Source organism: Pseudomonas sp. NKUCC02_KPG, assembly GCF_019345465.1.
Lineage (GTDB): Bacteria > Pseudomonadota > Gammaproteobacteria > Pseudomonadales > Pseudomonadaceae > Aquipseudomonas.
Map to the genome: position 1 here is coordinate 313,439 of NZ_JAHKRC010000004.1, position 24,147 is coordinate 337,585.

Sequence of the window (24,147 nt, forward strand, 5' to 3'; positions counted from 1 at the left end):
CAGCATCTCCTGAGGCAAATCGACGGGTTGATACTTTAGCTCAGCTATAGGAAGCCGCAGCTTTCACCCTCTTTTAGAAAAATGAAAGCCTCGTATTCTGGTCTTGCCACCCCCGCAGCAGAACGAGGAAATTTCCCACACGAATGTAACTCTACGTAACGACACACCGTTGTTGAGTGACATGTCCCGTGCATTCCTGGCCCTAGCCTATCCAGGCAACTGCTCTGGCACGCCATCCAGCGGAATTGGCCTGTAAATTGCTCATCATGTATATACAGGTACGATCAATGCACGACGTATTTGTAGCACGGTCATCACGCCGCCCCCGTCAGACAAAGGAAAATAAAAATGAAAAAACTTGTCCTCGCAGCTGTCTTAGCCCTGACATCCACCGGCATCCTGGCCAAGGACTTGACCGAGATTCGCTTCGGCGTCGACCCGACCTTCGCACCCTTCGAATCCAAAAACGAAAAGGGTGAACTGGTGGGTTTTGATATTGATCTGGGCAATGCCATCTGCGCCGAACTCAAGGTCAAGTGCAAATGGGTAGAGACCCCGTTCGACAGCAGCATCCCTGCATTGCGGGCGAAGAAATTCGACGCGGTGTTGTCGGCCATGACCGTTAACGAGCAGCGCAAAAAGAACGTCGCGTTCTCGGACCGTCTCTACAACTCCCCTAACCGATTGATCGCCAAAAAAGACAGCGGCTTGCTGCCGACCCCGGAATCGCTGAAAGGCAAACGCGTGGGCGTCGCCCAAGGCACCACTCAAGAGGCTTACGTCAAAGCCATCTGGGCGCCGCAAGGGGTGATCATGGTCACTTACCCCAACCAGGACCTGCTGTATCCCGACCTCGTCAGCGGCCGGATCGACGCCAGCCTGACCGATGCGGCAGTGGCCGATATCGGCTTCTTGCAAACCAGCAAAAACAACGGCTTCGCCTTCGCCGGCGACGCGGTGTCCAACATCGAGATCCTCGGCGAAGGCATCGCCATCGGTCTGCGCAAGGACGACCCGGTACTGCTCGAAGCCATCAACCGGGCATTGGCCGCCATGCACCAGGACGGCACCTACGACACGATCCAGAAAAAGTACTTCACCTTCGACATCTATAACTGAAGCCCGCGTCTGAACGGCGCCGGATCACCTGCATGCAGGTAATCCGGTGCCTTGCAGTTCACTTTCGTGCAACCGGTCTGCGGACCGTCGTTGCCCATGGAGCGACAGAACATGTTCTTACAGGGCTATGGCTCACTGATCGTCGACGGGACGCTGGCAACAATCCAGCTGGCACTGCTGTCGATGCTGCTGGCCGTCACGCTGGGACTGATCGGCGCGTCAGCCAAGCTGTCCAGGCAACCGGCCGTGCGCTACCTGGCAGCGGGCTACACCACGCTGATCCGTAGCGTGCCGGATCTGGTCATCATGCTGCTGCTGTTCTTCAGCCTGCAAATCTGGCTGAACAACCTCACCGAATGGCTGCAGGTCGAGCAAATCGATATCAACCCGTTCGCCGCCGGGGTACTGACCCTGGGCTTCATTTACGGGGCGTATTTCACCGAAACCTTTCGCGGCGCCTTTCAGTCCGTGCCGGCAGGCCAGCTTGAGGCAGCCGTGGCGTACGGCATGAATCGGCGCCAGGTCTTCATCCGCGTGCTGTTCCCGCAAATGATGCGCTTCGCGCTGCCGGGCATCGGCAATAACTGGCAGGTACTGATCAAGGCGACCGCGCTGGTGTCGATCATCGGTTTGATCGATATCGTCAAAGTCACCCAGGATGCCGGCAAGAACTCGATGGACCTGTTCTTTTTCAGCGTGATCGGCGGGCTGATTTATCTGGCCCTGACCACGGTGTCCAACGGTGTATTGATGTGGCTTGAGCGCCGCTATTCGGTCGGCGTCAGAGGTGCCCAGCTATGAACGAAATCATCCAGGAATACTGGAAATCCTACCTGTGGTTCGATGGGTATCAACTCTCGGGCGTAGCCATGACCTTGTGGCTGCTGGTTGCCTCTATCGCCATCGGCGGCACCCTGGCCGTGCCGCTGGCGATAGCCCGGGTATCGCGCAATCCGCTGCTGCGCCTTCCGGTGTGGTTCTACACCTACGTGTTTCGCGGCACCCCCTTGTACATCCAGCTGCTGATTCTCTACACCGGGATTTACAGCCTGCAGGTGGTGCGCGACCAACCGACGCTGGATGCATTCTTTCGCGAGGGCATCAACTGCACGCTGCTGGCCTTTGCCCTCAACACGTGCGCCTACACCACGGAGATTTTCGCGGGCGCCATCCGCGCCACGCCCTATGGCGAAATTGAAGCCGGGCGCGCCTATGGCATGTCCGAGTTCACCCTGTACCGGCGCATCATCTTGCCTTCGGCGCTGCGCCGCTCGCTGCCGTTCTACAGCAACGAAGTGATCCTGATGCTGCACTCCACGACGCTGGCCTTCACCGCCACGGTGCCGGATCTGCTGAAGGTCGCCCGCGATGTGAACTCGGCCACTTACTCCTCGTTTGAAGCCTTTGGCCTGGCCGCCGTGTTGTACGCGGTGATGGTCTTTACCCTGGTCTGGCTGTTTCGCCGCTGCGAAAACCGCTGGCTAGCCTTCTTGCAACCGCAGGCCCATTGAACCGGCGTCACCTGGAGAACATCGAGCATGTACAAACTCAGTATCGAAGGGCTGCACAAGAAGTACGGCAATCACGAAGTCCTCAAGGGCGTGTCACTCAAGGCCAAGGCCGGGGACGTGATCAGCATCATTGGCTCCAGCGGTTCAGGCAAGAGCACGTTTTTGCGCTGCATCAACTTTCTGGAACAACCCTGCGCCGGCAGCATCACGGTGAACGACGAACCCATCCGCACCCGGCAGGATCTGAACGGGGCACTGTGCGTGGCTGACCCGCGTCAGCTGCAGAAAGTGCGGACCAAGCTGGCAATGGTGTTTCAGCATTTCAACTTGTGGCAACACATGACCGTGCTGGAAAACATCATCGAAGCCCCGGTCCATGTGCTCGGCATCAAGCGCAAGGAAGCCATCGAGCGGGCGCGCCAATACTTGCACAAGGTGGGTCTGGCACCCGAGGTCGAAAGCAAGTACCCGTCTCACCTGTCCGGCGGTCAACAGCAGCGTGTGGCCATTGCCCGGGCACTGGCGATGGAGCCGGAGGTCATGCTGTTCGACGAACCCACCTCGGCCCTGGACCCGGAGCTGGTCGGTGAAGTGCTCAAAGTGATGCAGGCCCTGGCCGAAGAGGGCCGCACGATGGTGGTGGTGACCCATGAAATGGGCTTTGCGCGCAATGTGTCCAACCATGTGATGTTCCTTCATCAGGGGCTGGTTGAGGAGCAAGGCCCGCCGGGCGACGTGCTGGTCAACCCCAAGAGCGAGCGCTTGACCCAATTTCTTTCCGGGCGCTTGAAGTGAGCAGGCAAGTCGTTCAACAGGAGCAAGGCATGACCACAGGTTTCCCTTCACACCGCAGTTTTTCCCTCCAGCGTGAGCAGTTCCTGGCAGCGGCCAACGAGGCAGGCGCACAACTTTACGAGTACCCGCATCCACTTCGCGGCCCGTTCGGCGAGGCGCTTGGCACCGACGTTGCCCTCATTGGCAACCCCCAGGCAAAACACTTGCTGGTGGCCCTGAGCGGCACCCACGGTGTAGAGGGCTACTACGGCTCCGACTGTCAGCGCCAATGGCTGCACACCTTTGGCGAGCGCAGCCTGCCCGATGATGTCGCCGTGCTGATGATTCACCTGATCAACCCGTGGGGCACGGCCTGGATGCGCCGGGTCAACGAAGACAATATCGACCTCAATCGCAACCACCTGGACTTCAACCAGCCACCGCCCGACAACCAGGCTTACGAAGCGTTGCACGGGATCTACACCTGCGACCAACTGCGCGGACCGCAACGCGAACAGGTCGATGCCCTGCTCAATGCACGGGTTCAGCGCGACGGCTGGTCGGCGGTGATGTCGATTGTCGAAGCGGGCCAGTATCACCATCCCGACGGGCTGTTTTACGGCGGCAATGGCGCCAGCTGGTCGAATCGCACCTTGCACACGATCTTGCAGGAGCATGTGGCCCACGCCAGCAGCGTCATGTGCTTTGACCTGCACACCGGTGCCGGTGATTACGGCCATCCGATGCTGATGACCATCGCCCAGGCACCTTATCCGGCACTTGAGGATGCCCAGCGACTGTTTGGCCCGTGGCTGTTCACCCTGATGACCGGTGCTGGCAGCCACAGCGATACAGGCGTCGCCGCCACGGCTACCGGGTACACCTCGCAAGCGCTGATTGATGCCCTGCCGCACGTGCGGTTGATGCCGTTTGTGATCGAGTGCGGCACCTATCCCGGCGAGCAGATTCACGGGGTGTTGCGCGACGACCAGTGGCTGCACCTGCACGGTGACCTGTTCAGCCCGCAAGCCCGACAGATCAAACTCAAACTGCTGGAGCAATTCTTCCCGGCCGACCCTGACTGGCAAGAGCTTGTATGGGTGCGTACGCGGCAGATCTGGGAGCGGGCGCTAGCGTCACTTACCCGGTAGACCCTTGTCCTGTGGGAGCGGGCTTGCTCGCGATGGCATTAGCGCAGCGTGCCGGATGTGCCGTGTTGCTTGCATCGCGAGCAAGCCCGCTCCCACCGTTTTTTCGCGTATCCGACGCCTATCAGTTAAGAAAAACTAAAACACACAACAGTTTTAGACCTCTATTCTTACTCATGCGATGCCTCTTATTCTGGTCTCGTCCTCGCACAGGGCACCACCAGAATAATAAGGAGAGACCGCATGTTTATGCGCAACGCGTGGTATGTCGCAGCCAGTGAAACCGAGTTGGGTGAGGAGTTGCTTGCGGTCAAGCTGCTCAACGAATCTGTCGTGTTGTACCGCAAGGGTGATGGCACCCCGGTAGCCCTGGAGGATGCGTGTCCGCACCGCAAGCTGCCGCTGTCATTGGGCCGACGCAAAGGTGATGACATCGAGTGCGGCTATCACGGCCTGACCTTCGACTGCTCCGGCAGCTGCGTAAAAGCCCCTGGCAGCAGCCATGTGCCCAAAGGCGCCAAAGTGCGCAGCTACCCGCTGCAGGTGCGTTACGGCCTGATCTGGATCTGGATGGGCGACGCCGGACTGGCCGATGCCGACAAGATCTGTCACGTACCCGAGTGGGGCGATCCTGACTGGGGCCTGAACCGTGGCGACAGCATGATCATTCCTTGCAACTACCTGTACATGACCGACAATCTGCTTGATCCGTCCCATGTGGCCTGGGTCCACCAGTCCTCTTTCGGCAATGCCGCCTGCGCCCAGGAACCGCTGCAAACCACAGTGACCGATGTCGGCGTGATCGTTTCGCGCTGGATGCGTGACGTTGAAGTCGCGCCCTTCTATGCCAAGTTCGTCAAATTCAGCGGCCACTGTGATCGCAAGCAACACTACGAAGTCCACTACCCGGCCCAGGCCATCATCAAGGCCATCTTCACCCCGGCGGGCACAGGCAGCGATGACGGCGCGCTGCATGAGCAGGTATTCCTGATGAACTCCTACAACTTCATGACCCCCATCGACGACTCGAACACGCGCTACTACTGGTTTCAAGTGCGTAATTTCGACCAGGACAACGAGGACATTTCCCGTCAGTTTGACGAAGACGTGCGCCACGCGTTTGCCGAGGACCGGGTTGTACTCAGCGCTGTGCATCAGGGCATGACCCACAAGCGCAGCCCGAATATTGACCTGGCTTCCGACGCGGGGCCGCTGCGGTTTCGACGCAATCTCGCGCGACTGATTGCCCTTGAGCAACCCCAGGAACTGATTCCGCTGGTGTCCGCCCCGAATGCCGTGGAGGCCTGAGATGAGCACTCAAACACCGGGTTTCAGCGCCTGGCGGGTGATCGACAAGCAACCTGAAAGTGCAATCATCACCTCCTTCGTCCTGGCGCCCGCAGACGGTATCAGCCAGCTTGATTTTCGCCCCGGCCAATTCCTCACACTGCGCCTGACACTGACAGACCGCAGCACGGTGCTACGCAATTACAGCTTCAGTGCCGGCGCTACCAATGGGTGCCAGGTGCGGATTTCGGTCAAGCGCGAACCTGCGCCCTTCGACCAGCCCCATTTGCCCTCCGGGCTGGGCTCCAGCCATCTGCACGACTGTGTGCAGGTGGGAGACCTGCTGGAAGTGGCGGGACCGTCCGGCACGTTTGTGCTGGACGAGGTCAGCACCCGGCCTGTGCTGCTGTTCAGCGGCGGGGTCGGTCTGACACCGATGGTCAGCATGCTCCACACCCTGAGCCAGCAATCCGGCCGGGCCGTGCACTTTGTGCATGCCTGCGAGAACGGGGCGGTACATGCCTTGCGCGAGGAGGTCCTGGCGCTGGCCGACAGGCGCTCGGGCATTGCCGTGCATTTCTGCTACCGCAACCCGGCTGCAGACGACAGAGGGCGTTATCACAGCGAAGGCCTGATCACGCGCCAAACCCTGCAACAGTTGCTGCCACTGGACGATTACGATGTCTACCTGTGCGGTCCCCGTCCGTTCATGCAGGCAAACTGGCGCCTGTTACGCAGCCTCGGGGTCGCCAGGGAGCGTATTCACTATGAATTTTTTGGACCGGCCGCCGTGCTGGAAGAAGACGAAGTCAGTGCGGTTGCAGAAACCGCCATCGTCCCGACTGCTGCACGCACGGATGACAACACCCTGAGTGTCTGCTTCATGCCGTCCGGCACTCGGGTGATGTGGAATGAAAGCTGTAACTCGCTGCTGGAACTGGCCGAACAGGCCGGGCTGGAGCCCGCCTTCAACTGCCGTGCGGGGCTGTGCAACACCTGCCAGGTCCGGCTGCAGGAGGGCACCGTGGAGTATCTGGAAGAACCCCTGGATACACCCCAACCCGGTGACATCCTGCTGTGCTGCACACGCCCCACCAGCGCCATTACCGTGCAGTTGTAGCCAGACACAAAAACGCCGGGGCAAGCCCGGCGTTTTTATGAATCTGGTTTCAGGTATTGGCCTGAGGGCGCTTGTGACGCTCCATGTAACGTTCGACATACGAACATGAAGGAATCACCTCGTACCCCATCTTGTCGGCGTAATCGAGCGCCTGCTCCGTCAATGCTGCCGCAATACCCCGACCACGCAGGGCGTTAGGCACGAACGTGCGATAGATATCCAGAGTCTGCTTGCCCAGATCCATGTAGGTCAGGTAAGCACGATGACCGTCGACAGTGGTCTCAAACTGGTGACCTGCCTGGTCATGGTGGATAGACAACGCCTCGCTCATCATTGCTCCTTCGCGGGTCTTGTACCGTGACCCCTACCTTACTGTTGTTTTTCCGCCGAGGGAACTACTACGCCATCAGGCACGCGCTGCCAGCACAGAATGTGTGAACCGGCCTGATTAAAGAGTAGCCACTCTCAATGCAAATGTTCAATTCATGGGGTCGGCAATTGTCCGCAAAACAAGCCTGCTCAAACGTTTCGTCAGCCCGACAACCTTAAAGTAGCCCTGAACATTTCCGGAAGGTTGAGGCTATGACGTAGAACCACACTTAAAGTCACGTTGTGCCCTCAACGAGCACGCCCCTGACCGCACTCCAAACTGACTGTTTTACAAGCACAATCAGTTAAAGCTAGCCTATCAACAATGCTGACCAAATATTTTTTTTGGTTCTTGCGCTAGGTCATTTTACTTACTACAAGTAATGGGTACTATGTACGCCGGCTGTTTCCTCACTTTGAAGGAGCAGCTTTAATTAGAAAGTCCTTGAAGGGGAACACGATGAACAACGTTCTGAAATTCTCTGCTCTGGCATTGGCCGCAGTTCTGGCTACCGGTTGCAGCAGCGTATCTAAAGAAACTGAAGCCCGTCTGACTGCAACTGAAGATGCAGCAGCTCGCTCCCAGGCTCGTGCTGACGAAGCCTACCGTAAAGCTGACGAAGCTCTGGCTGCTGCTCAAAAAGCACAACAGACTGCTGATGAAGCAAACGAGCGCGCTCTGCGCATGCTTGAAAAAGCAAGCCGCAAGTAATAGTCCTTCGGGATTGTTATCAAGCCGACCTATTTATAGGTCGGCTTTTTTATTGCCTGCCGGCCACTAAGCAGGCAATAAAAAAGCCGCCGAAGGTATTAACCGCGGCGGCTTTTTATTGCGCGTTTTTAGTGCGTTTTACTGCACGTAATCCAGAGACTGGCCATCCGCCACTGGCGAATTGGATATGCCGATCTCTGCAGGTATACCGGTCTCGGCACCCACAACAGGGAACGCCTTGTCCTTGTCTATCTGGATGTTGTTTTCCAGGGCTTTGTGCTTGAGCAAAAAGTTCATGAACGCGGCGTACTTGTTTTGCAAGTCTTCAGGGGTCAAATGGGACTTGTCGCTGACGGCCAGCAGCGAGCCATCCTTGACGTTCAACGGCTCATGGACCTCAAGGAAGACCTTGCCGCCGCTGACACCAATCTTGTACGGCTCGTTGATGATTCGCACCGGTGTTCCGACAGGCACTATTCGCGACATTTCAAGGACGTTCTGGTTCAGCATACGGAAGCAGCCATGGCTGGTTCCGGTACCAATGCCGAACTTGGCGTTCGAACCATGGATCAGGTAACCCGGCATGCCAAGCGTGAACTTGAAAGGGCCCAACGGGTTGTCAGGCCCTGCAGGCACGACGTTGGGCAGCGGATCGCCATTTCTGGCGTGCTCGGCCTTGATCGAAGCCGGTGGCGTCCAGGTCGGATTGGGTGTCTTGGCGGTGATCTTGGTCTGGCCCAGAGGCGAGCCCCAACCTTCGCGGCCAATCCCCAGCGGGAAGGTGTAGACCTTGCTCTGGTCCTTGGGGAAGTAATACAAACGATATTCGGCCAGGTTGATCACGATCCCTTCACGCTTGCCCGGCGGCAGGATGAACTGGGTTGGCAACACGATATCGGTGTCGACGATCGTACCATCCAGGTTCTTCTTGACCGGCAACCAGGCATCCACTCCCGGGTTGGCTGCGATCATTTCCGAATAGCCCAGTTCGTACTTGTTTCCCAGATCAGCAAAGGAGTCTTCGTACTTGCCCTTGATGACCTGCACTTCGCCGACCACATCTTCGCCAGGCGGTGGCAGCGGGAATTCAAGCGCAACAGCGGGACCCGCAACACAAAGTGCGGCAACTGACAGGTAGCGGGTGACGGCAGGTAGGCGCGACAACATCCGGAACATCCTTCGCATAATCAACGGGGGACAAAAAAGGGAGTGTACACCGCGCCCACGGGGAGCGTGAGCCGGCTAGGGCATCAAACAGGTAACATCATAGTTCAAAGCGTAACTCTGGCCAGATAGGCTCGGTGCCACGCCGCTGGGACTCGATAATTGCCCTGCACAGCGGGCATAGCCGGTGGTCTTGAAAGACCTTGCGAGTGACATCCGACCAGCGCGGCTGGGCAGGCAGCAACGAGCCACACAACGTACGGTCAATGGTGCCTCCCAGCTCCAATTGACGCGTCACCAGATGCACCCGTACCTCCTGGCAGGCGAACAGATCGAGCTGTTCGTCAGGCTCGATCAGTTGATAGGCATATAAAGACCAGGCAGGACGCGACATCGGGGGCTCCAAATCGGGGGGGCGCCACCTTAGCCGAAACACTGCCACTAGAAAAGCATCAAAGCAGGGGTTTTAGCGCCGGCCACACATTATCCAGCAAAAGCCCCTGCGCCCCGACCGCCGGGTGGATGCGATCGGCCTGCATCAGCTCGGGCTTGCCCCCCACGCCCTCAAGGAAAAACGGCACCAGCGGGACGTTTTTTTCCTTGCCCAGTTCGCCAAACACGGCGGCAAAAGCCTGGGTGTAGCGCGCACCGTAATTGGGCGGCAACTGCATCCCCAGCAACAGCACCTTGGCACCCGCCTGCCTGGAGGCGTCAATCATGCCTGCAAGATTTTGTTTCAATTGCGCTGGCAACTGGCCACGCAGTCCATCGTTGCCACCCAATTCGACAATCACCACATCGGGTTTATGCTCTGCAAGCAGCGCAGGCAGGCGCGCAAGCCCTCCAGCGCTGGTGTCACCGCTGATCGAAGCGTTGACCACCTGGTCGTCGTATCCTTGCTCCTTGAGTCGCTGTTCGAGCAAAGACACCCATCCCAGACGGGTATCCAGTCCGAAAGCCGCGCTGATACTATCGCCAACAATCAGTATTGTTCCCGCCGTTGCCGTCTGCGCCATGCACATCAGGGCCAGAGCAGCACTTAAAAACCACACACGCATTGGATTCTCCATGGGCGAAAGTATTCTCACCGCGCAGAACCTTAGCAAAGTGGTTCCCAGCGCGGAAGGCGAGTTAACCATCCTGCACCCCTTGAACCTTGAATTGAGCAAGGGCGACAGTCTGGCGATTGTCGGCGCATCCGGCTCGGGCAAGTCCACCTTGCTGGGTTTGCTGGCTGGCCTGGACCTGCCAAGCCAAGGTGAAGTGATTCTGGCCGGTCGGGCCCTGAGCACTCTGGACGAAGACCAGCGAGCCCGGGTTCGGGCCGAACACGTGGGTTTTGTGTTCCAGTCGTTCCAGTTGCTCGACAGCCTCAACGCCCTGGAAAACGTCATGCTGCCCCTGGAGCTTGAGGGCCGAAAGGACGCCCGCGAACATGCCCGCCATTTGCTGGAACGGGTCGGCCTGGGCCAGCGCCTGAGCCATTCACCGCGCCAGCTTTCCGGCGGTGAACAACAGCGAGTCGCCATTGCACGGGCATTTGCGGCCAACCCGGATGTGCTGTTTGCCGATGAACCCACCGGCAACCTGGACAGTCACACCGGCGAGCGCATCACCGATCTGCTCTTCGAACTGAACAAGGAACGCGGCACCACCCTGGTGCTGGTGACCCACGACGAACGCCTGGCCCATCGCTGCCGTCGCCTGATCCGCCTTGAAGCTGGCCATCTGGTCGGCCCTCTGGAGCCCTGATGGCACGCCTGCCGCTGTTGCGCCTGCTAAGCCTTGCCGTACGCCAATTGCTGCGCGATGCCCGCGCAGGCGAGTTGCGCGTGCTGTTCTTTGCCCTCCTGGTTGCGGTCGCAGCCAGCACCGCCATCGGTTACTTCGGTGCCCGCCTCAATGGCGCGATGCTGTTGCGCGCCACCGAGTTCCTGGGCGCCGACCTGGTGCTTGATGGCAGCTCCCCGGCCCGTGAAGAGCAAATCAAGGTCGGCACCGACCTGGGACTCAAGCACGCTCGCGTGGTCGAGTTTGCCAGCGTGATCGCTACCGACAACGGCATTCAGCTGTCCAGCATCAAGGCGGCAGACGATGCCTACCCGTTGCGCGGCGAACTGAAAAGCGCCCCTCAACCCTATGCCGAAGAACAACCCGGCGGTGGCCCCAGACCCGGGGAAGCCTGGGCCGAAGCCCGACTGCTGACCGCCCTGGATCTCAACATCGGCGATCAAATCGATGTCGGTTCAAAAACCGTACGCATTTCCCGCGTACTGACTTACGAGCCTGACCGCGCCGGCAATCTGTACAGCCTTACCCCACGGGTGCTGATCAACCTGGAGGATCTGGCCGCCACCGGGATCGTCCAACCGGGCAGCAGGGTCACCTATCGCGAACTGTGGCGAGGTGAAGCGCCAGCCCTTGAATCCTATCGAGGGTTAATCAAACCCGGCCTGGACCCCAACCAGCGCCTGCTGGACGGCCGTGATGGCAATCAACAAATCGGCGGGGCGCTGGGCAAGGCCGAGCGCTACTTGAACATGGCCAGCCTGGTGGCGGTCCTGTTGGCGGGCGTGGCCGTGGCGTTGTCTGCAACGCGCTTTGCCAATCGCCGCTTCGATGCCAGTGCCCTGCTGCGCTGCCTGGGCCTGTCGCGGCGCGAAACCCTGTGGCTGTTCACCTTGCAACTGGCCGTGCTCGGGCTGCTGGCCAGCCTTGCAGGCGCCGTGCTTGGCTGGCTGGCCCAGCTCGGACTGTTCGCCCTGCTGCACGACCTGCTGCCCTCTGACGTGCCGCCCGGCGGCCTGATGCCGGCGATCGCCGGGATGGGCACCGGGCTGGTGGCGCTGGCAGGTTTCGCATTGCCGCCACTGGCTGCACTGGGTCGCGTACCGCCGCTGCGGGTCTTGCGACGCGACATGCTGCCGATCCCGGCCAGCACCTGGACCGTCTACGGTGCGGCGCTGCTGGCACTGGGCCTGATCATGTGGCGCATGAGCCTCGATCTGGTGCTGACGTTCGCCCTGCTGGGGGGTGGCGTGATTGCCGCGCTGGTGCTGGGCGGCATCCTGCTGCTGGGTCTGCAAAGCCTGCGCCGCCTGCTGGCACGCGCCTCGCTGCCCTGGCGCCTGGGGCTGGGCCAGTTGCTGCGCCACCCGCTGGCAGCCGCGGGCCAGGCACTGGCCTTTGGCCTGATCCTGCTGTCGATGGGCCTGATCGCCCTGCTGCGCGGCGAACTGCTCGACACCTGGCAAAACCAGTTGCCCAAGGACGCGCCCAACTACTTTGCCCTCAACATCCTGCCCGCCGACAAGGACGCATTCGGCGCCCACCTGATGACCCTACAGGCTCAGGCTGCGCCGCTGTACCCGGTTATTCCGGGGCGCTTGATCAGTATCAATGGCGAGCCGGTGCAGGACATCGTCAGCAAGGACTCCAGCGGCGATCGGGCCATTCAGCGCGATTTGAGCCTGACCTGGGCGGCCAACCTGCCTGCGGACAACGAATTGACCGCAGGCACCTGGTGGACCCAACAGCCAGCCGCCGATGTACCCGGCGTCTCGGTCGAAGCCAAAGTCGCCGAAAGCCTGAAGCTGAAATTGGGCGATCGCCTGATCTTCACCGTGGCCGGGGTCAACCGTGAAGCACAGGTCACCAGTTTGCGCAGCATCAACTGGGACAACTTCCAGCCCAACTTCTTCATGATTTTCCAACCCGGCACCTTGCAGGACTTGCCGGCCACCTACCTCACCAGCTTTTACCTGGCACCGGGGCACGACAAGGAAATCATCGAGCTGTCGCGCCGCTTTCCGGCCGTGACCATTCTGCCCATCGATGCCCTGCTTGAGCAGTTGCGCAGCATCCTGGCGCAAGTGACCATCGCCGTGGAATACGTACTGCTGTTCGTGTTGGCAGCGGGCATGGCGGTGCTGTTTTCCGGCTTGCAGTCCACCCTGGACGAACGCATTCGCCAGGGCGCCCTGCTCAGGGCATTGGGAGCCGAGCGGCAGTTGCTGATCAAGGCCAGGCGCATCGAGTTCGGCCTGCTGGGTGCCACCAGCGGCTTGCTCGCAGCGTTAGGCGCCGAGCTGGTCAGCCTGGTGCTTTACCGCTTTGCGTTTGACCTGCCGTGGTCCCCGCACCCGTGGCTGCTGCTGTTGCCGGTGCTGGGCGCCTTGATGGTGGGGGCAGCAGGCGTGTTTGGGACGCGCAGAGCGCTCAATGCCAGCCCGCTGACAGTGTTGCGCGAGGGCTGATAGACTCGCGCCCTCCTCTGCACACGGATTGCCCATGAGCCGCTATCGCCCTCCCCGCCCTGCCGGCACCGCGCTGATCACCCCTGAAGGTGAAGCGCGGATGCGCGCCGAGCTGCACGAGTTGTGGCACGTGCGCAGGCCCCAGGTGACGCAGTCTGTCAGTGAAGCCGCAGCCCAGGGCGACCGCTCTGAAAACGCCGAATACACCTACGGCAAAAAAATGCTGCGCGAGATCGATAGCCGCGTGCGCTTCCTTACAAAGCGCCTTGAAAGCCTCAAGGTGGTCAGCGAAAAACCCAGCGATCCGAACAAGGTTTATTTCGGCGCCTGGGTCACCATTGAAGATGAAGACGGCAAACAGTCGCGCTACCGCATCGTCGGGCCCGATGAGCTTGACCTCAAGCAAGGCCTGATCAGCATCGACTCCCCACTTGCCCGGGCGCTGATCGGCAAGGCGCTGGATGCCGAAGTCCAGGTACAGACACCCACCGGGGAGCAGTGGGTGTACATCGTCGCGATTGACTACCCGTAGCGCTCAGGGTGCCGTGGCCTGTCGGTACTGACGCGGGGTGAAGCCGGTCAATGCCTTGAACTGTCGGGTGAACGCGCTGTGGTCGGTGTAGCCGCACTGCAGGGCAACTTCAGTGATGGGGATATCGGTCAGCAACAGCCGATGAGCATGCTCCAGACGAACCTTCTGAATCATCTGCCGCGGCGTAAGGTGGAACACCCGCTTGCAGTACCGCTCCAGTTGCGCCACTGAAATCCCGGCAATGCGCGTCAACTCGCCCAGGGTCACGCGACGGTTGAAATGCAGGCGGATGTGCTCGTCTACCGCCGCCAGCCGCTGATAGGCCGGGTGAGTGTCACTGGCCGACTGCAGGTCAACCGAAATCCCGGCCAGGCCGATGATTGCACCGTCCCGGTTGTACAGGGGGCGCTTGTGCGTCAGGCACCAGCCCGGCTCCCGGCTCCCGTACAAATGCAGTTCCAGCTGATCTTCCAGTACCAGCCCCTGCTCCAGCACGCGTCGATCCTGTTCGGTATAGCCAGGCCCCAATTGCTCAGGGAATACCTCAGCGCTGGTTTTGCCCAGCAGGGGTTGCAACTGCTTCAAGCCGCAACGCTGCACCAGCGTGCGGTTGGCCAAGACGTAGCGCGCCTGAATGTCCTTGATAAAGATCGCGGCATTGGGAATCACATCCAGCATCGGCAGCAAAAGCGCCACGCCTGACAGCAACTGTTCAAGGGTCTCGGGACGACTCAGGTCGCTCCCCTGGCACAGGGTTGCAAAAGCATTCTGCGTCATGAGTCTCACTCCAAAACTGCACAACCTGTGCGAAACCGGCCTTGGGCCATTGTGCCGATTTCGTCATCGGCATCAACCGAAAAGATCAATCGCAAACCTCTTCAGGCCTTCAATCTAAAGACATCGCATACCTCCCGGCCGCTGCTCTCTTCTAATGGATAGGTTTATGAAGCAGGTACATATCATTGACTCACACACCGGCGGCGAACCCACCCGCCTGGTGATCAAAGGTTTTCCACAACTGTCCGGTCATACCATGGTCGAGAAGCGCGATGCCTTGCGCGACCAGCATGACCAGTGGCGCCGGGCTTGCCTGCTGGAGCCTCGCGGCAATGATGTACTGGTCGGCGCGCTGTATTGCGAACCGGTTTCGCCAGATGCCACCTGCGGCGTCATCTTCTTCAACAATGCCGGCTACCTGGGCATGTGCGGGCACGGCACCATAGGCCTCGTTGCATCGCTGCACCACCTGGGCCTGATCGAGACCGGCGTGCACAAAATCGACACCCCGGTCGGCCCGGTCAGCGCCACCCTGCATGAGGATGGCAGCGTGACCGTGGGCAATGTGCCCGCTTACCGCTACCGCAAGCAGGTGGCCGTTGAAGTACCGGGGCACGGTCAGGTGTTCGGCGATATCGCCTGGGGCGGCAACTGGTTTTTCCTGGTTTCCGATCATGGCCATGCCCTCCAACTGGACAACGTCGAAGCCCTGACCGAGTACACCTGGGCGATGCTCAAAGCCCTGGAGGCCCAGGGTATCCACGGCGAAGACGGCGCCCTGATCGACCACATCGAACTGTTTGCCGACGACGACCAGGCAGACAGCCGCAACTTCGTCATGTGCCCGGGCAAGGCCTACGACCGCTCCCCATGCGGCACGGGCACCAGCGCCAAGCTGGCATGCCTGGCGGCCGATGGAAAACTGGCTCCAGGCCAGCCCTGGGTGCAAGCCAGCATTACCTCCAGCCAGTTCGTCGGCAGCTACCAGTGGGAAGGCGAACGTATCCGCCCGTTCATTACCGGCCAGGCCTTCATGACCGCCGACAGCACGCTGCTGATTGACGAAAAAGATCCTTTCGCGTGGGGCATTTAAGCCCCCGGTTCCACACCCGTCCGAATAAACGACTCCAGGAGTTACAGCAATGAGCGACAACATTTTCACCGGCTGCATGCCTGCCCTGATGACCCCTTGCACCGCCCAGCGCAAGCCGGATTTCGACGCCCTGGTCGCCAAAGGCCGCGAACTGATCGACATCGGCATGAGCGCAGTCGTTTACTGCGGCTCAATGGGTGACTGGCCTCTGTTGACCGAGGCCGAACGTCAGGAAGGTGTGGCACGACTGGTGGCTGCGGGCATCCCGACCATCGTCGGCACCGGCGCCGTAAACAGTCGCGAAGCCGTGTCCCACGCAGCGCACGCAGCCAAGGTAGGCGCCAAGGGCCTGATGGTAATTCCGCGACTGCTGTCCCGCGCAGCCTCGCCTGCTGCACAAAAAGCCCATTTCGCCGCCATCCTGCAGGCGGCTCCAGAGCTGCCGGCGGTGATCTATAACAGCCCTTATTATGGCTTCGCCACCCGCGCCGACCTGTTCTTCGAACTGCGCCGCGAATACCCGAACCTGATCGGCTTCAAAGAGTTCGGCGGTGCTGCCGACATGCGTTACGCCGCCGAAAACATCACATCCAAGGACGATGACGTGACCCTGATGGTCGGTGTCGATACCCAAGTGGTCCACGGTTTCGTCAACTGCAACGCCACCGGCGCCATCACCGGTATCGGCAACGCCCTGCCACGGGAAGTGCTGCAACTGGTAGCCCTGAGCAAGCAGGCCGCCACCGGTGATCCCAAGGCCCGCCGTCTGGCCCGCGAGCTGGAAGCCGCCCTTGGCGTGCTCTCGTCATTCGATGAAGGCACCGACCTGGTGCTCTACTACAAGCACCTGATGGTGCTCAATGGCGACACCGAATACACCCTGCACTTCAACGAAACCGACGCGCTCAGCGATGCCCAGCGCCATTACGCCGAGAACCAGTACACCCTGTTCCGCCAGTGGTACAAAAACTGGTCCGCAGAACAGAGCGTCGCCTGAGGCTTCGCCACACCCTCAAGCCCGCGGCGCACATCAGGTGCGCCGCCTTGCTCGCGCCCCACCCCATTTTCCCGGGAACACGTCATGACTCTGACAGGCAACATGCTGATCGGTCAGCAAGCCATCACCGGTAGCGGCGAAGCCCTGGCACAAGGCTTTGTGGCCTCCCTGACCCAAGGGGCTGGCCAGTTTTTCACCAACCCGGGGCTGGTCATTGCCCACCAAGGCCCCGCTCTGGGTCTATTCATCAGCGCCGCAGCCGAGCGGGTAAAGAAAGCCGGACGCCTGCTGGTCAACGGCTGGCCTACCGGGGTTGAGGTGTGCGACGCGATGGTCCACGGCGGTCCTTTCCCGGCCACCTCGGACAGCTTGTTGCCCAGCGCACTCAAGCATGACAATCCTCTGCAACTGCGTCGCCTGCTCGATGGCCACAGAGAAGCCCAACCCAATGCCTGATCATTTCAGCTCGAACAGCGCGCACCCGACCCCTGACATCGCAGTGGTCGGGGCTGGCATTATCGGCGTCGCCTGCGCCCTGCAGCTGGCGCGCCAGGGCCTGCGGGTGGTGGTCATCGACCAACAGGAACCGGGCCAGGGTGCTTCATTCGGCAATGCCGGGCACCTGGCAACCGAACAGGTATTCCCGATTGCCGACCTGTCCATCCTCAAGCGCTTGCCCGCCATGCTCATGGACCCGATGGGCCCCCTGCGCCTGGACTGGAAATACATGCCCCGCGCCCTGCCCTGGTTTACCCGCCTGCTGCTGAACCTGCGCCCGGCGCCATTCCAGCGCACCGTCGCCGGTATCCGCGCCCTCAACGAGAGCAGCCTGCAGGCCTGGCACCGGCTGCTCGACGGCATTGACTGCCCCGGTCTGATGAGGGAGGACGGCTCGTTACTGGTCTACGAGCGACCTGAATCGCGCCCGGCGCTCGAAGCACTTCAGGCGCGCATGCGTCAGCAACAGGTACCGGTCGAGTTCTGGCAGGCCAGGGCGGTACACGAGACCGCACCGCAACTCAGCGAGCAGATTCAGGGCGGGTTGTTTTTTCCGGCTACCGGGCATTTTATCGACCCCTACCGCGTGGTCTGCGAACTGGTGAACGCCGCCAAAACCTGTGGTGTGCAGTTCCTCAAGCAACCGGTCACGGGCGGGCAACTGAGCGAGGCCGGCGTGAACCTGGTCACCCCTCAGGGCCGGGTGACGGCCCGGCGGGTGGTGATCGCCTGCGGTGCCCACTCGGCGAAACTCACTGCCGAGCTGACCGGCAAAAAGGTCCCTCTGGATACCGAGCGCGGCTATCACCTGATGCTGCCCCACGAACATGACCGGCTGCCTTTTGCCGTCACCTCGCTGGAGCGCAAGTTCATCATGACCCCGATGACTGACGGTCTGAGGCTGGCGGGTACAGTTGAGTTCGCAGGGTTGCAGGCGCCACCGAGCATGGAGCGCGCCTGGCAGCTGCATCGACTGAGCAAAGGGTTGTTCCGTCGGGACTTGAGCGCAGAAGCCGCCACTCCCTGGATGGGCTTTCGGCCGTCGCTGCCAGACTCGTTGCCGATCATCGACACCGTGTGCGACGGCAAGGTGCTGCTTGCTTTCGGTCATCAGCATCTGGGCCTGACCCAGGCAGCGGTGACTGCAGAAATGATTACGCAGTTGGCATTGCCCGGTAGCTCCCGTGATTTACCGGCACTGGAGCCCTACCGCCTGGATAGATTCTGAACCACGAAGCCTGTCGCTACTTTGTTGCTTGAAAACACTGTAACTCTGAAACCCCGTGGCCCTGTAGTCGCTGACGAGTAGAACGAGGCTGCGTCCGAGCGCGCAGCGGTCGTAAGCCCTGAATACGCGCTATACCTGACACATCGAGCCGCAAGGTTTACGACGGCTGCGCCGCCGAACGCAGCCTCGCGGAGCTCGTCAGCGACTACAGGGTTTCAGGTGGATTCAACGCAGGGTTATCAGCCCCTGGCGGCATACACGGGTCAGGTGGTGAATCACTCGCTCGGCATCATCGGCGCCGGGGGACTGGATCACTGCCAGGTCGAAACTGTCAGCGGCAAATCGCGCCAGCTGATCACCCTCTTCCACAAACTGGATCAAAAACGCAGTAGCCCGCCCCTTGCGACGCGGCCAGCCGTCCAGGCAACGCAGCAGTGTGGGCTGGTGTTTACCGCCCAGGAGGATTTTTGGGTTGCGCAAGGCAGGACTCGCCGAGATCGGCGCAAGACGTACTAGGGGACGTGGGTGACTCATGTATCGGTTCTCCGCCTCAAGATTCTGCGTGGCAGGTGAGAGGCATCACCGAACCAGCGCTTTAGCGGTATTTCGAGGCGTGCTTCAAGCCTCTTAGACGGTCCCTGGACCCTCTGGCGCCCCGCAAGTAGCTGTTTAAATCGGCGCAAGAAAACATCCTAGATAAACCGGCTTACAACTGTCAACAATCCAGTAAAACGAAAAAGGCCCGCGCTGGGCGGGCCTTTTGGCGAACATTCGGTTTTCAGTCGGTTATCGCACGGTCAAGGGACACCTTGCCTGCACCTTCGAACAATACCGCAATAGTGCCGCCCAGCAGGGCCAGGGCAAATTCATAACCGTTGTTGGCCATGAACAGACCGTTGTGGATATGCACCGAGAAAATCGCCACCAGCAGGGTGAACGTCAGGCCCAATGCCGCAGGTCGCGCCAGCAGCCCCACGATCAGCGCCAGACCACCCAGAAACTCGGTACCGCCCGCCAGCGCTGCCATCAGCGTGCCCGGTGCCAGGCCGATGCTTTCCATCCATTGCGCGGTTCCTGCCAACCCCCCGCCGCCAAACCAGCCAAACAGTTTTTGCGAACCGTGAGCAGCAAAGATGATGCCTACGAAGATACGCAAAACAGTCAAACCATAACCTGCGCGGCTGCCCAGTACGGTATGGATCAATTTGCTCATGGTGGAATCCTTTAGGTAATCAGTTGGGGAATGCTCGCCATACTAATCAGTTTTTATAATGTTAAAAGTCGAATAAACCCAAGATAACTATCAGTTTATTCGATTACTTGCGTGAAGCCAGTTCAGCTTTTGCGGGTTCCAGGGAGTCGCGCTCCCGATCAAAGGCCAAATAGTATTTATTCACGCTATTAACATAGCTGACAGCGCCCATTCCCACCTGCTCCATGGCAATACGTTCAACCTGAAAGAACCATTGATTGGGGTTCAATCCGCGCCGCCGGGCCTCGGCCCGCATGCCTTGTACTCGCTCGGGGCCCATGTTGTAGGCCGCCAGGACAAAGGCCATGCGCTCGCGCTCGTTGAGTTTGGGGCTGGCAAAGAACTTGCGACGGATCAACGCCAGGTACCGGGCACCGGCCTGTACATTGTTATCGACGTTTTGAATATTGTTGACCCCCACCCGTTGCGCCGCAGAGGGGGTGATTTGCAACAGCCCCGTCGCCCCGCCAACGCCCTTGGCATTCGGGTCAAGGGTAGACTCCTTGAACGCCAGTGCCGCCAGGTTCAACCAGTCCATCCCCTGCTGCCGGGCGTGCTTTTGCAACACCGGACGCAGTTTTTCAAGCTTCTGCCGGTCGGCTCGGGCCAAAGGGTTATGCACCCGGTACAAGCGGCGATAAACCCGCTCAAACGCCACATCCTGATCGGCCGGTGCCTTATAGCCGTCCAGAAAGCGGTCGATACTGGCACGCAACATCGAGGCATCACGGCGCACGTACCAGCGCATCGCTTCGGGTTCGCTGACCAGCACCTTGCGGTCAAAACGCAGCTTGGGCATCAACGTGGCCCAGCGCTCGGCAATCGGGCGCTCAACGATAGTCAGGTGAAAAATGCCTGCCTGCACCATTTCCAGCACATCTTCCACGGCCAGAGTCGGGTCTACCCATTCGATCCTGACCGGCGGCAATTTGCGCAGCGCCAGCTTTTGATTGATCAAATTGACCGCGGCACCCGCTGCACTGCCCGTGGTCAACGCCACCGTGCGTCCCGACAGTTGTTCCAGGAGGGTAAAGCGGCGCTCGCCCTTGACCCCCACCAGCAGCAACGGCACATCGTCGACGATCGGGTCACTGGCGCTGATGGCGCGGGTGGGCTTGAAATCGATCAGTTCCCCCGGCGCAACCACATCGCCTTCTCCACGGGACAAGGCCCCGAGAAGCTGGTCCTTGGCTTTGGGAATGATCTTTAGGGTGACTTCCTGGCCGTCGCGGGCATGGCTGTTGAGAAAGCGTTCATACGCCCGCAGACGGTGGTATTCAACGCCAATGGCCTGGCCTTGCACTTCACCCGAACTGTTGCGGCTTTGATTGACCAGCACCCGCAGCACCTGACTGCTGCGGATTTGCGCCAGATCGCGGACCTGACTCGGCTGCCCGACCTGCAAGGGTCCGGCCAGTCGTGCCAGTGCCGGGAGCGGCATCAGCATCAGGCACAGCGCAATCAATAGCGTCGGTCTTGTCATCCGTTCTCCGGAAAGAATACAGCCCAGCACCCTGTCGGATTAACCGACAACCGGTTGCCCTTTTTGGGGCTTTTAAGCGCTGGAAACAGCGCGCAAAACAGTCAATGCGCCCTGAAGAAAACCGGGCATTGCGTTGTTGCGGCATTCAAAGACAACCATAACTGTCTGTAGTTCTTGGTTTTTCTTATAAATCTACAGCTCTGATATGCTTCGCGGCTTGTGGCCTGAGGTAGCACCATGCAACTCATCGATATCGGCGTCAACCTGACCAATCCAAGCTTCGACGGCAAACACCAGGCGGTCCTGGACCGTGCTTACGCGGCCGGCGTGTGCCAATTGGTGCTGACCGGCACCAGCGTTGAAGGCAGCGAACAGGCCTTGCAACTGTGCCGCGAGCTGGATGAAAGCGGTCAGCGACTGTTCTCCACCGCCGGCATTCACCCGCACTCGGCCAGTGACTGGAACGGCGACAGCGCCCGACACTTGCTTGCCTTGCTCAAGGAGCCCGGTGTGTGCGCCGTCGGTGAGTGCGGCCTGGACTTCAACCGTGACTTCTCGCCCCGTGCCCAGCAGGAAAAAGTGCTGGAAGAACACCTGGCAATGGCTGTTGATCTGCAGTTACCGGTTTTTCTGCATGAGCGCGATGCCAACCAGCGGTTACTGGAAATCCTGCGCGACTTCCGCGATCGCCTGCCCGCCGCCGTAGTGCACTGTTTCACCGGCGAGAAAAAGGCGTTGTTCAGTTATCTGGATCTGGACCTGCACATCGGCATTACCGGCTGGATCTGCGACGAGCGCCGCGGCACCCACTTGCACCCGCTGGTACGGGACATCCCCCGGGGTCGCCTGATGCTGGAAAGTGACGCGCCCTACTTGCTGCCCCGTACCTTGCGGCCCAAACCGAAAAATGGCCGTAACGAACCGGCTTACCTGACCGACGTGCTTCGTGAAGTGGCCGTGCATCGTGGCGAGAGCGAACAGGACCTGGCTGAGCACACCACCGCGTGTGCCCGGGCGTTTTATGGGTTGCCGGTGGTCGCCTGATCTGAGTAGTCGCTGACGAGGAACGAAGGCTGCGAGCTTTCGCCAGCTCCGCAGTCGTTGCACAACTATCAGGACTGCGTTTGGGAATGTATCCGGGACACTTCACCAAAAAGCTCGCAGCCTTCGTTCCTCGTCAGCGACTACGAAGTTTGTCTAACCCGCAGGGTTGACCCACATCAACAAGATCGTCACTGAATAGCGGCACAATGATGGCACCTTACCAATATTGTTTGCGCCAAATCAGAGAAGACCTCCCATGGGTACCTGGCTTAGCAACATCTCGCTCAAATACAAATTCTGGGCCGTCAACGGGGTGGCATTTGTCACCACCCTGCTGCTGGTGCTTTACGCCGTGCAGCTTGAGCAACAATCGCGCAGCGCCGCCGCCCAGGCCAACGCCCGGGACCAGGCGCACTTGCTCAAGGCATGGCCCGCCGGGCAACCCTTGCCTGAAACCCGGCACTTGCTGCGCCTTGAACCCAACCAGATCGCCAGCGTCGACGATCAACCCCTGCCACAGCTAAACAGCGCCAAGGGCTGGATTTCGATCAATCCCATGCCGCTGTTCAGCCACGATCTGTTGTTGGGCGCCGATGTGCTGACCCGCGATGACGGACAAAAAATCGCGGTACTGGCCTATACGCCAAGCCTGGCCCAGGTATTTGTCGAGCGACTGCCCAACTATGCAGGCGCAGTGCTGATCCTGATGCTGGCCATGCTCTGCGCCTCGCAATTGCTGATCCGCTTCCTGCTTAGCCAGCTCAATACCCTGAAAGACGTGATGTTGCATGTCGAGCAAACCGGCGATCTGTCCGCCCGGGTTCCCTTGGCCTGTACCGATGAAGTCGGGCAGATGGCCAGCGCCTTCAACGCCATGCAGGCCGGCTACCAGCGCGTGGTCAATACCGTGGCCGAAACCGCCGCGCAACTGGATGCCGGTGCCGCCCGCCTGGCCAGCAGCATGGACGAGGTACGCCACGGCATGCTCGGCCAGCAAAGCGAGACGGACCAGGCCGCCACCGCGATCAATCAAATGACGGCCACCGTCTATCACATTGCGCAACACGCGGGCGCCACCCGCGACCTGTCACAGACAGCAGACAACCTGGCCGGCAGCGGCCAGCAGGTGGTCAGCCGCGTGCAGCAATCCATCGCCAGCCTGTCCACCGGGGTCCAAACCACTGCCGAGATGATCCAGCAACTGGCCCAGGACAGTCAGAAGATCAACAGCGTCGTCAGCGTGATTCACAGCATTGCCGAACAGACCAACCTGCTGGCCTTGAACGCAGCGATTGAAGCCGCTCGCGCAGGCGAAATGGGCCGGGGCTTCGCCGTGGTCGCCGATGAAGTGCGGCATTTGGCCAAACGCGTGCAAACCTCCACCGACGAAATCACCACAATGGTCTCGGCCCTGCAGGCGGGCACCCGTGACGCGGTGGACTTCATGCAGGAAAGCTCGTTCAAGGCCGACGACTGCGTACAGCAGGCCCAGGAAGCGGGTGTGGCCTTGGCCGAAATCACCCATGCCGTGGCGCAGATGCGTGAAAGCAACACGCAGATTGCCGTGGCTGCCGAGCAGCAAAACCAGGTGGCAGAAGAGATGAACCGCGCAGTGGTGAGCATCCGTGATGTCACCGAAAACACCGTGCAACAAACCGTCGAGTCGGCCACCACCAGCAATGAGCTGGCAACCCTGGCCGCTCAACTGAACATAGCCATTGGTCAGTTAAAACTATAAGGCCAATAGCCATTGTTGATTCGCCGTGGGGCGGCCATAAATCTA

General features: G+C 60.2%; 24 protein-coding genes and 1 pseudogene. 17 read left to right on the forward strand and 8 right to left on the reverse strand.

The genetic code is table 11. From position 1 onward, the window contains the following. Positions 1-348 precede the first annotated feature (348 nt). The 7 genes from KO536_RS07700 to KO536_RS07730 all read left to right on the forward strand — a co-directional run bounded on the left by KO536_RS07700 (position 349) and on the right by KO536_RS07730 (position 6,959). The gene (locus tag KO536_RS07700; RefSeq protein WP_133079372.1) at positions 349-1,119 is read left to right on the forward strand and encodes an ABC transporter substrate-binding protein; all 771 of its coding nucleotides are present in this window, start codon (positions 349-351) and stop codon (positions 1,117-1,119) included. A 111-nt stretch (positions 1,120-1,230) separates the two neighbouring features. Then, positions 1,231-1,920 (forward strand): ABC transporter permease, encoded by a 690-nt coding sequence (locus tag KO536_RS07705; protein ID WP_219261614.1) that lies wholly within the window; start codon positions 1,231-1,233, stop codon positions 1,918-1,920. Continuing rightward, positions 1,917-2,630: an ABC transporter permease gene (locus KO536_RS07710; RefSeq protein ID WP_219261588.1), complete on the forward strand. Its 714-nt coding sequence runs from the start codon at positions 1,917-1,919 to the stop codon at positions 2,628-2,630. The genes KO536_RS07705 and KO536_RS07710 overlap by 4 nt, the downstream gene beginning before the upstream one ends. A 27-nt stretch (positions 2,631-2,657) precedes the next feature. Continuing rightward, positions 2,658-3,425 carry an ABC transporter ATP-binding protein gene (locus KO536_RS07715; protein WP_219261589.1) on the forward strand — a complete coding sequence of 256 codons (768 nt, stop codon included), beginning with the start codon at positions 2,658-2,660 and terminating at the stop codon, positions 3,423-3,425. A gap of 29 nt (positions 3,426-3,454) precedes the next feature. After that, a complete protein-coding gene (locus KO536_RS07720; protein WP_219261590.1) occupies positions 3,455-4,555 on the forward strand; it encodes a DUF2817 domain-containing protein in 1,101 nt (366 codons plus the stop codon). 240 nt (positions 4,556-4,795) lie between these two features. Next, the gene (locus KO536_RS07725) at positions 4,796-5,860 is read left to right on the forward strand and encodes an aromatic ring-hydroxylating dioxygenase subunit alpha (RefSeq protein ID WP_219261591.1); all 1,065 of its coding nucleotides are present in this window, start codon (positions 4,796-4,798) and stop codon (positions 5,858-5,860) included. A 1-nt stretch (position 5,861) separates the two neighbouring features. Continuing rightward, positions 5,862-6,959 (forward strand): 2Fe-2S iron-sulfur cluster-binding protein, encoded by a 1,098-nt coding sequence (locus KO536_RS07730; protein ID WP_219261592.1) that lies wholly within the window; start codon positions 5,862-5,864, stop codon positions 6,957-6,959. A 49-nt stretch (positions 6,960-7,008) separates the two neighbouring features. On the opposite strand, the gene KO536_RS07735 is transcribed toward KO536_RS07730, so the two are convergent. Further along, positions 7,009-7,290 (reverse strand): GNAT family N-acetyltransferase, encoded by a 282-nt coding sequence (locus KO536_RS07735; RefSeq protein ID WP_019827604.1) that lies wholly within the window; start codon positions 7,288-7,290, stop codon positions 7,009-7,011. 498 nt (positions 7,291-7,788) lie between these two features. Here KO536_RS07735 and oprI point away from each other — a divergent pair, with 498 nt between their 5' ends. Next, a complete protein-coding gene (oprI, locus tag KO536_RS07740; RefSeq protein WP_003172710.1) occupies positions 7,789-8,040 on the forward strand; it encodes an outer membrane lipoprotei OprI in 252 nt (83 codons plus the stop codon). 138 nt (positions 8,041-8,178) lie between these two features. Here oprI and KO536_RS07745 read toward each other — a convergent pair whose 3' ends face one another. The 3 genes from KO536_RS07745 to KO536_RS07755 form a co-directional block, all read right to left on the reverse strand. Then, on the reverse strand, positions 8,179-9,207 hold the full coding sequence (locus KO536_RS07745) for a L,D-transpeptidase family protein (RefSeq protein WP_219261593.1): 1,029 nt from the start codon (positions 9,205-9,207) through the stop codon (positions 8,179-8,181). Between the two features lie 97 nt (positions 9,208-9,304). Next, positions 9,305-9,598 carry a hypothetical protein gene (locus KO536_RS07750; protein WP_003446817.1) on the reverse strand — a complete coding sequence of 98 codons (294 nt, stop codon included), beginning with the start codon at positions 9,596-9,598 and terminating at the stop codon, positions 9,305-9,307. 58 nt (positions 9,599-9,656) lie between these two features. Then, positions 9,657-10,262: an arylesterase gene (locus tag KO536_RS07755; RefSeq protein WP_219261594.1), complete on the reverse strand. Its 606-nt coding sequence runs from the start codon at positions 10,260-10,262 to the stop codon at positions 9,657-9,659. 10 nt (positions 10,263-10,272) lie between these two features. Here KO536_RS07755 and KO536_RS07760 point away from each other — a divergent pair, with 10 nt between their 5' ends. From KO536_RS07760 to greB, 3 genes are read left to right on the forward strand one after another with little or no spacing between them, the layout of a single operon-like run. Next, positions 10,273-10,956: an ABC transporter ATP-binding protein gene (locus tag KO536_RS07760; protein WP_133079363.1), complete on the forward strand. Its 684-nt coding sequence runs from the start codon at positions 10,273-10,275 to the stop codon at positions 10,954-10,956. Beyond that, positions 10,956-13,460 (forward strand): ABC transporter permease, encoded by a 2,505-nt coding sequence (locus KO536_RS07765; RefSeq protein ID WP_219261595.1) that lies wholly within the window; start codon positions 10,956-10,958, stop codon positions 13,458-13,460. The genes KO536_RS07760 and KO536_RS07765 overlap by 1 nt, the downstream gene beginning before the upstream one ends. A gap of 34 nt (positions 13,461-13,494) precedes the next feature. Next, the gene (greB, locus tag KO536_RS07770) at positions 13,495-13,992 is read left to right on the forward strand and encodes a transcription elongation factor GreB (RefSeq protein ID WP_133079361.1); all 498 of its coding nucleotides are present in this window, start codon (positions 13,495-13,497) and stop codon (positions 13,990-13,992) included. A 3-nt stretch (positions 13,993-13,995) separates the two neighbouring features. Here greB and KO536_RS07775 read toward each other — a convergent pair whose 3' ends face one another. Next, positions 13,996-14,769, reverse strand: a complete 774-nt coding sequence (locus tag KO536_RS07775; RefSeq protein ID WP_219261596.1) for an AraC family transcriptional regulator — start codon at positions 14,767-14,769, stop codon at positions 13,996-13,998. Positions 14,770-14,935: 166 nt separating this feature from the next. Between KO536_RS07775 and KO536_RS07780 the strand changes: the two genes are divergently transcribed. From KO536_RS07780 to KO536_RS07795, 4 genes and pseudogenes are all read left to right on the forward strand, one after another. Next, positions 14,936-15,862, forward strand: coding sequence for a 4-hydroxyproline epimerase (locus KO536_RS07780; protein WP_219261597.1), 927 nt, complete (start codon positions 14,936-14,938; stop codon positions 15,860-15,862). Between the two features lie 49 nt (positions 15,863-15,911). Further along, the gene (locus tag KO536_RS07785) at positions 15,912-16,859 is read left to right on the forward strand and encodes a dihydrodipicolinate synthase family protein (protein ID WP_133079358.1); all 948 of its coding nucleotides are present in this window, start codon (positions 15,912-15,914) and stop codon (positions 16,857-16,859) included. After that, a pseudogene (locus KO536_RS24510) lies at positions 16,860-17,315 on the forward strand (hypothetical protein); the annotation flags it as partial. Further along, entirely contained in the window at positions 17,308-18,585 is a 1,278-nt protein-coding gene (locus tag KO536_RS07795) for an FAD-binding oxidoreductase (RefSeq protein ID WP_133079356.1), read from the forward strand. The pseudogene KO536_RS24510 and the gene KO536_RS07795, both read left to right, overlap by 8 nt. Before the next feature lie 225 nt (positions 18,586-18,810). On the opposite strand, the gene KO536_RS07800 is transcribed toward KO536_RS07795, so the two are convergent. The 3 genes from KO536_RS07800 to KO536_RS07810 all read right to left on the reverse strand — a co-directional run bounded on the left by KO536_RS07800 (position 18,811) and on the right by KO536_RS07810 (position 21,320). Then, a complete protein-coding gene (locus tag KO536_RS07800) occupies positions 18,811-19,119 on the reverse strand; it encodes a class I SAM-dependent methyltransferase (protein ID WP_133079355.1) in 309 nt (102 codons plus the stop codon). Between the two features lie 244 nt (positions 19,120-19,363). Then, on the reverse strand, positions 19,364-19,798 hold the full coding sequence (locus KO536_RS07805) for a DoxX family protein (protein ID WP_133079354.1): 435 nt from the start codon (positions 19,796-19,798) through the stop codon (positions 19,364-19,366). A 103-nt stretch (positions 19,799-19,901) separates the two neighbouring features. Further along, positions 19,902-21,320, reverse strand: a complete 1,419-nt coding sequence (locus tag KO536_RS07810) for a transglycosylase SLT domain-containing protein (protein WP_219261598.1) — start codon at positions 21,318-21,320, stop codon at positions 19,902-19,904. A gap of 237 nt (positions 21,321-21,557) precedes the next feature. On the opposite strand from KO536_RS07810, the gene KO536_RS07815 reads away from it, so the two are divergent. Together KO536_RS07815 and KO536_RS07820 are read left to right on the forward strand one after the other, a co-directional pair. Beyond that, positions 21,558-22,364, forward strand: coding sequence for a TatD family hydrolase (locus KO536_RS07815; RefSeq protein ID WP_133079352.1), 807 nt, complete (start codon positions 21,558-21,560; stop codon positions 22,362-22,364). Between the two features lie 256 nt (positions 22,365-22,620). Next, positions 22,621-24,102, forward strand: coding sequence for a methyl-accepting chemotaxis protein (locus KO536_RS07820; protein ID WP_219261599.1), 1,482 nt, complete (start codon positions 22,621-22,623; stop codon positions 24,100-24,102). Positions 24,103-24,147 lie beyond the last annotated feature (45 nt).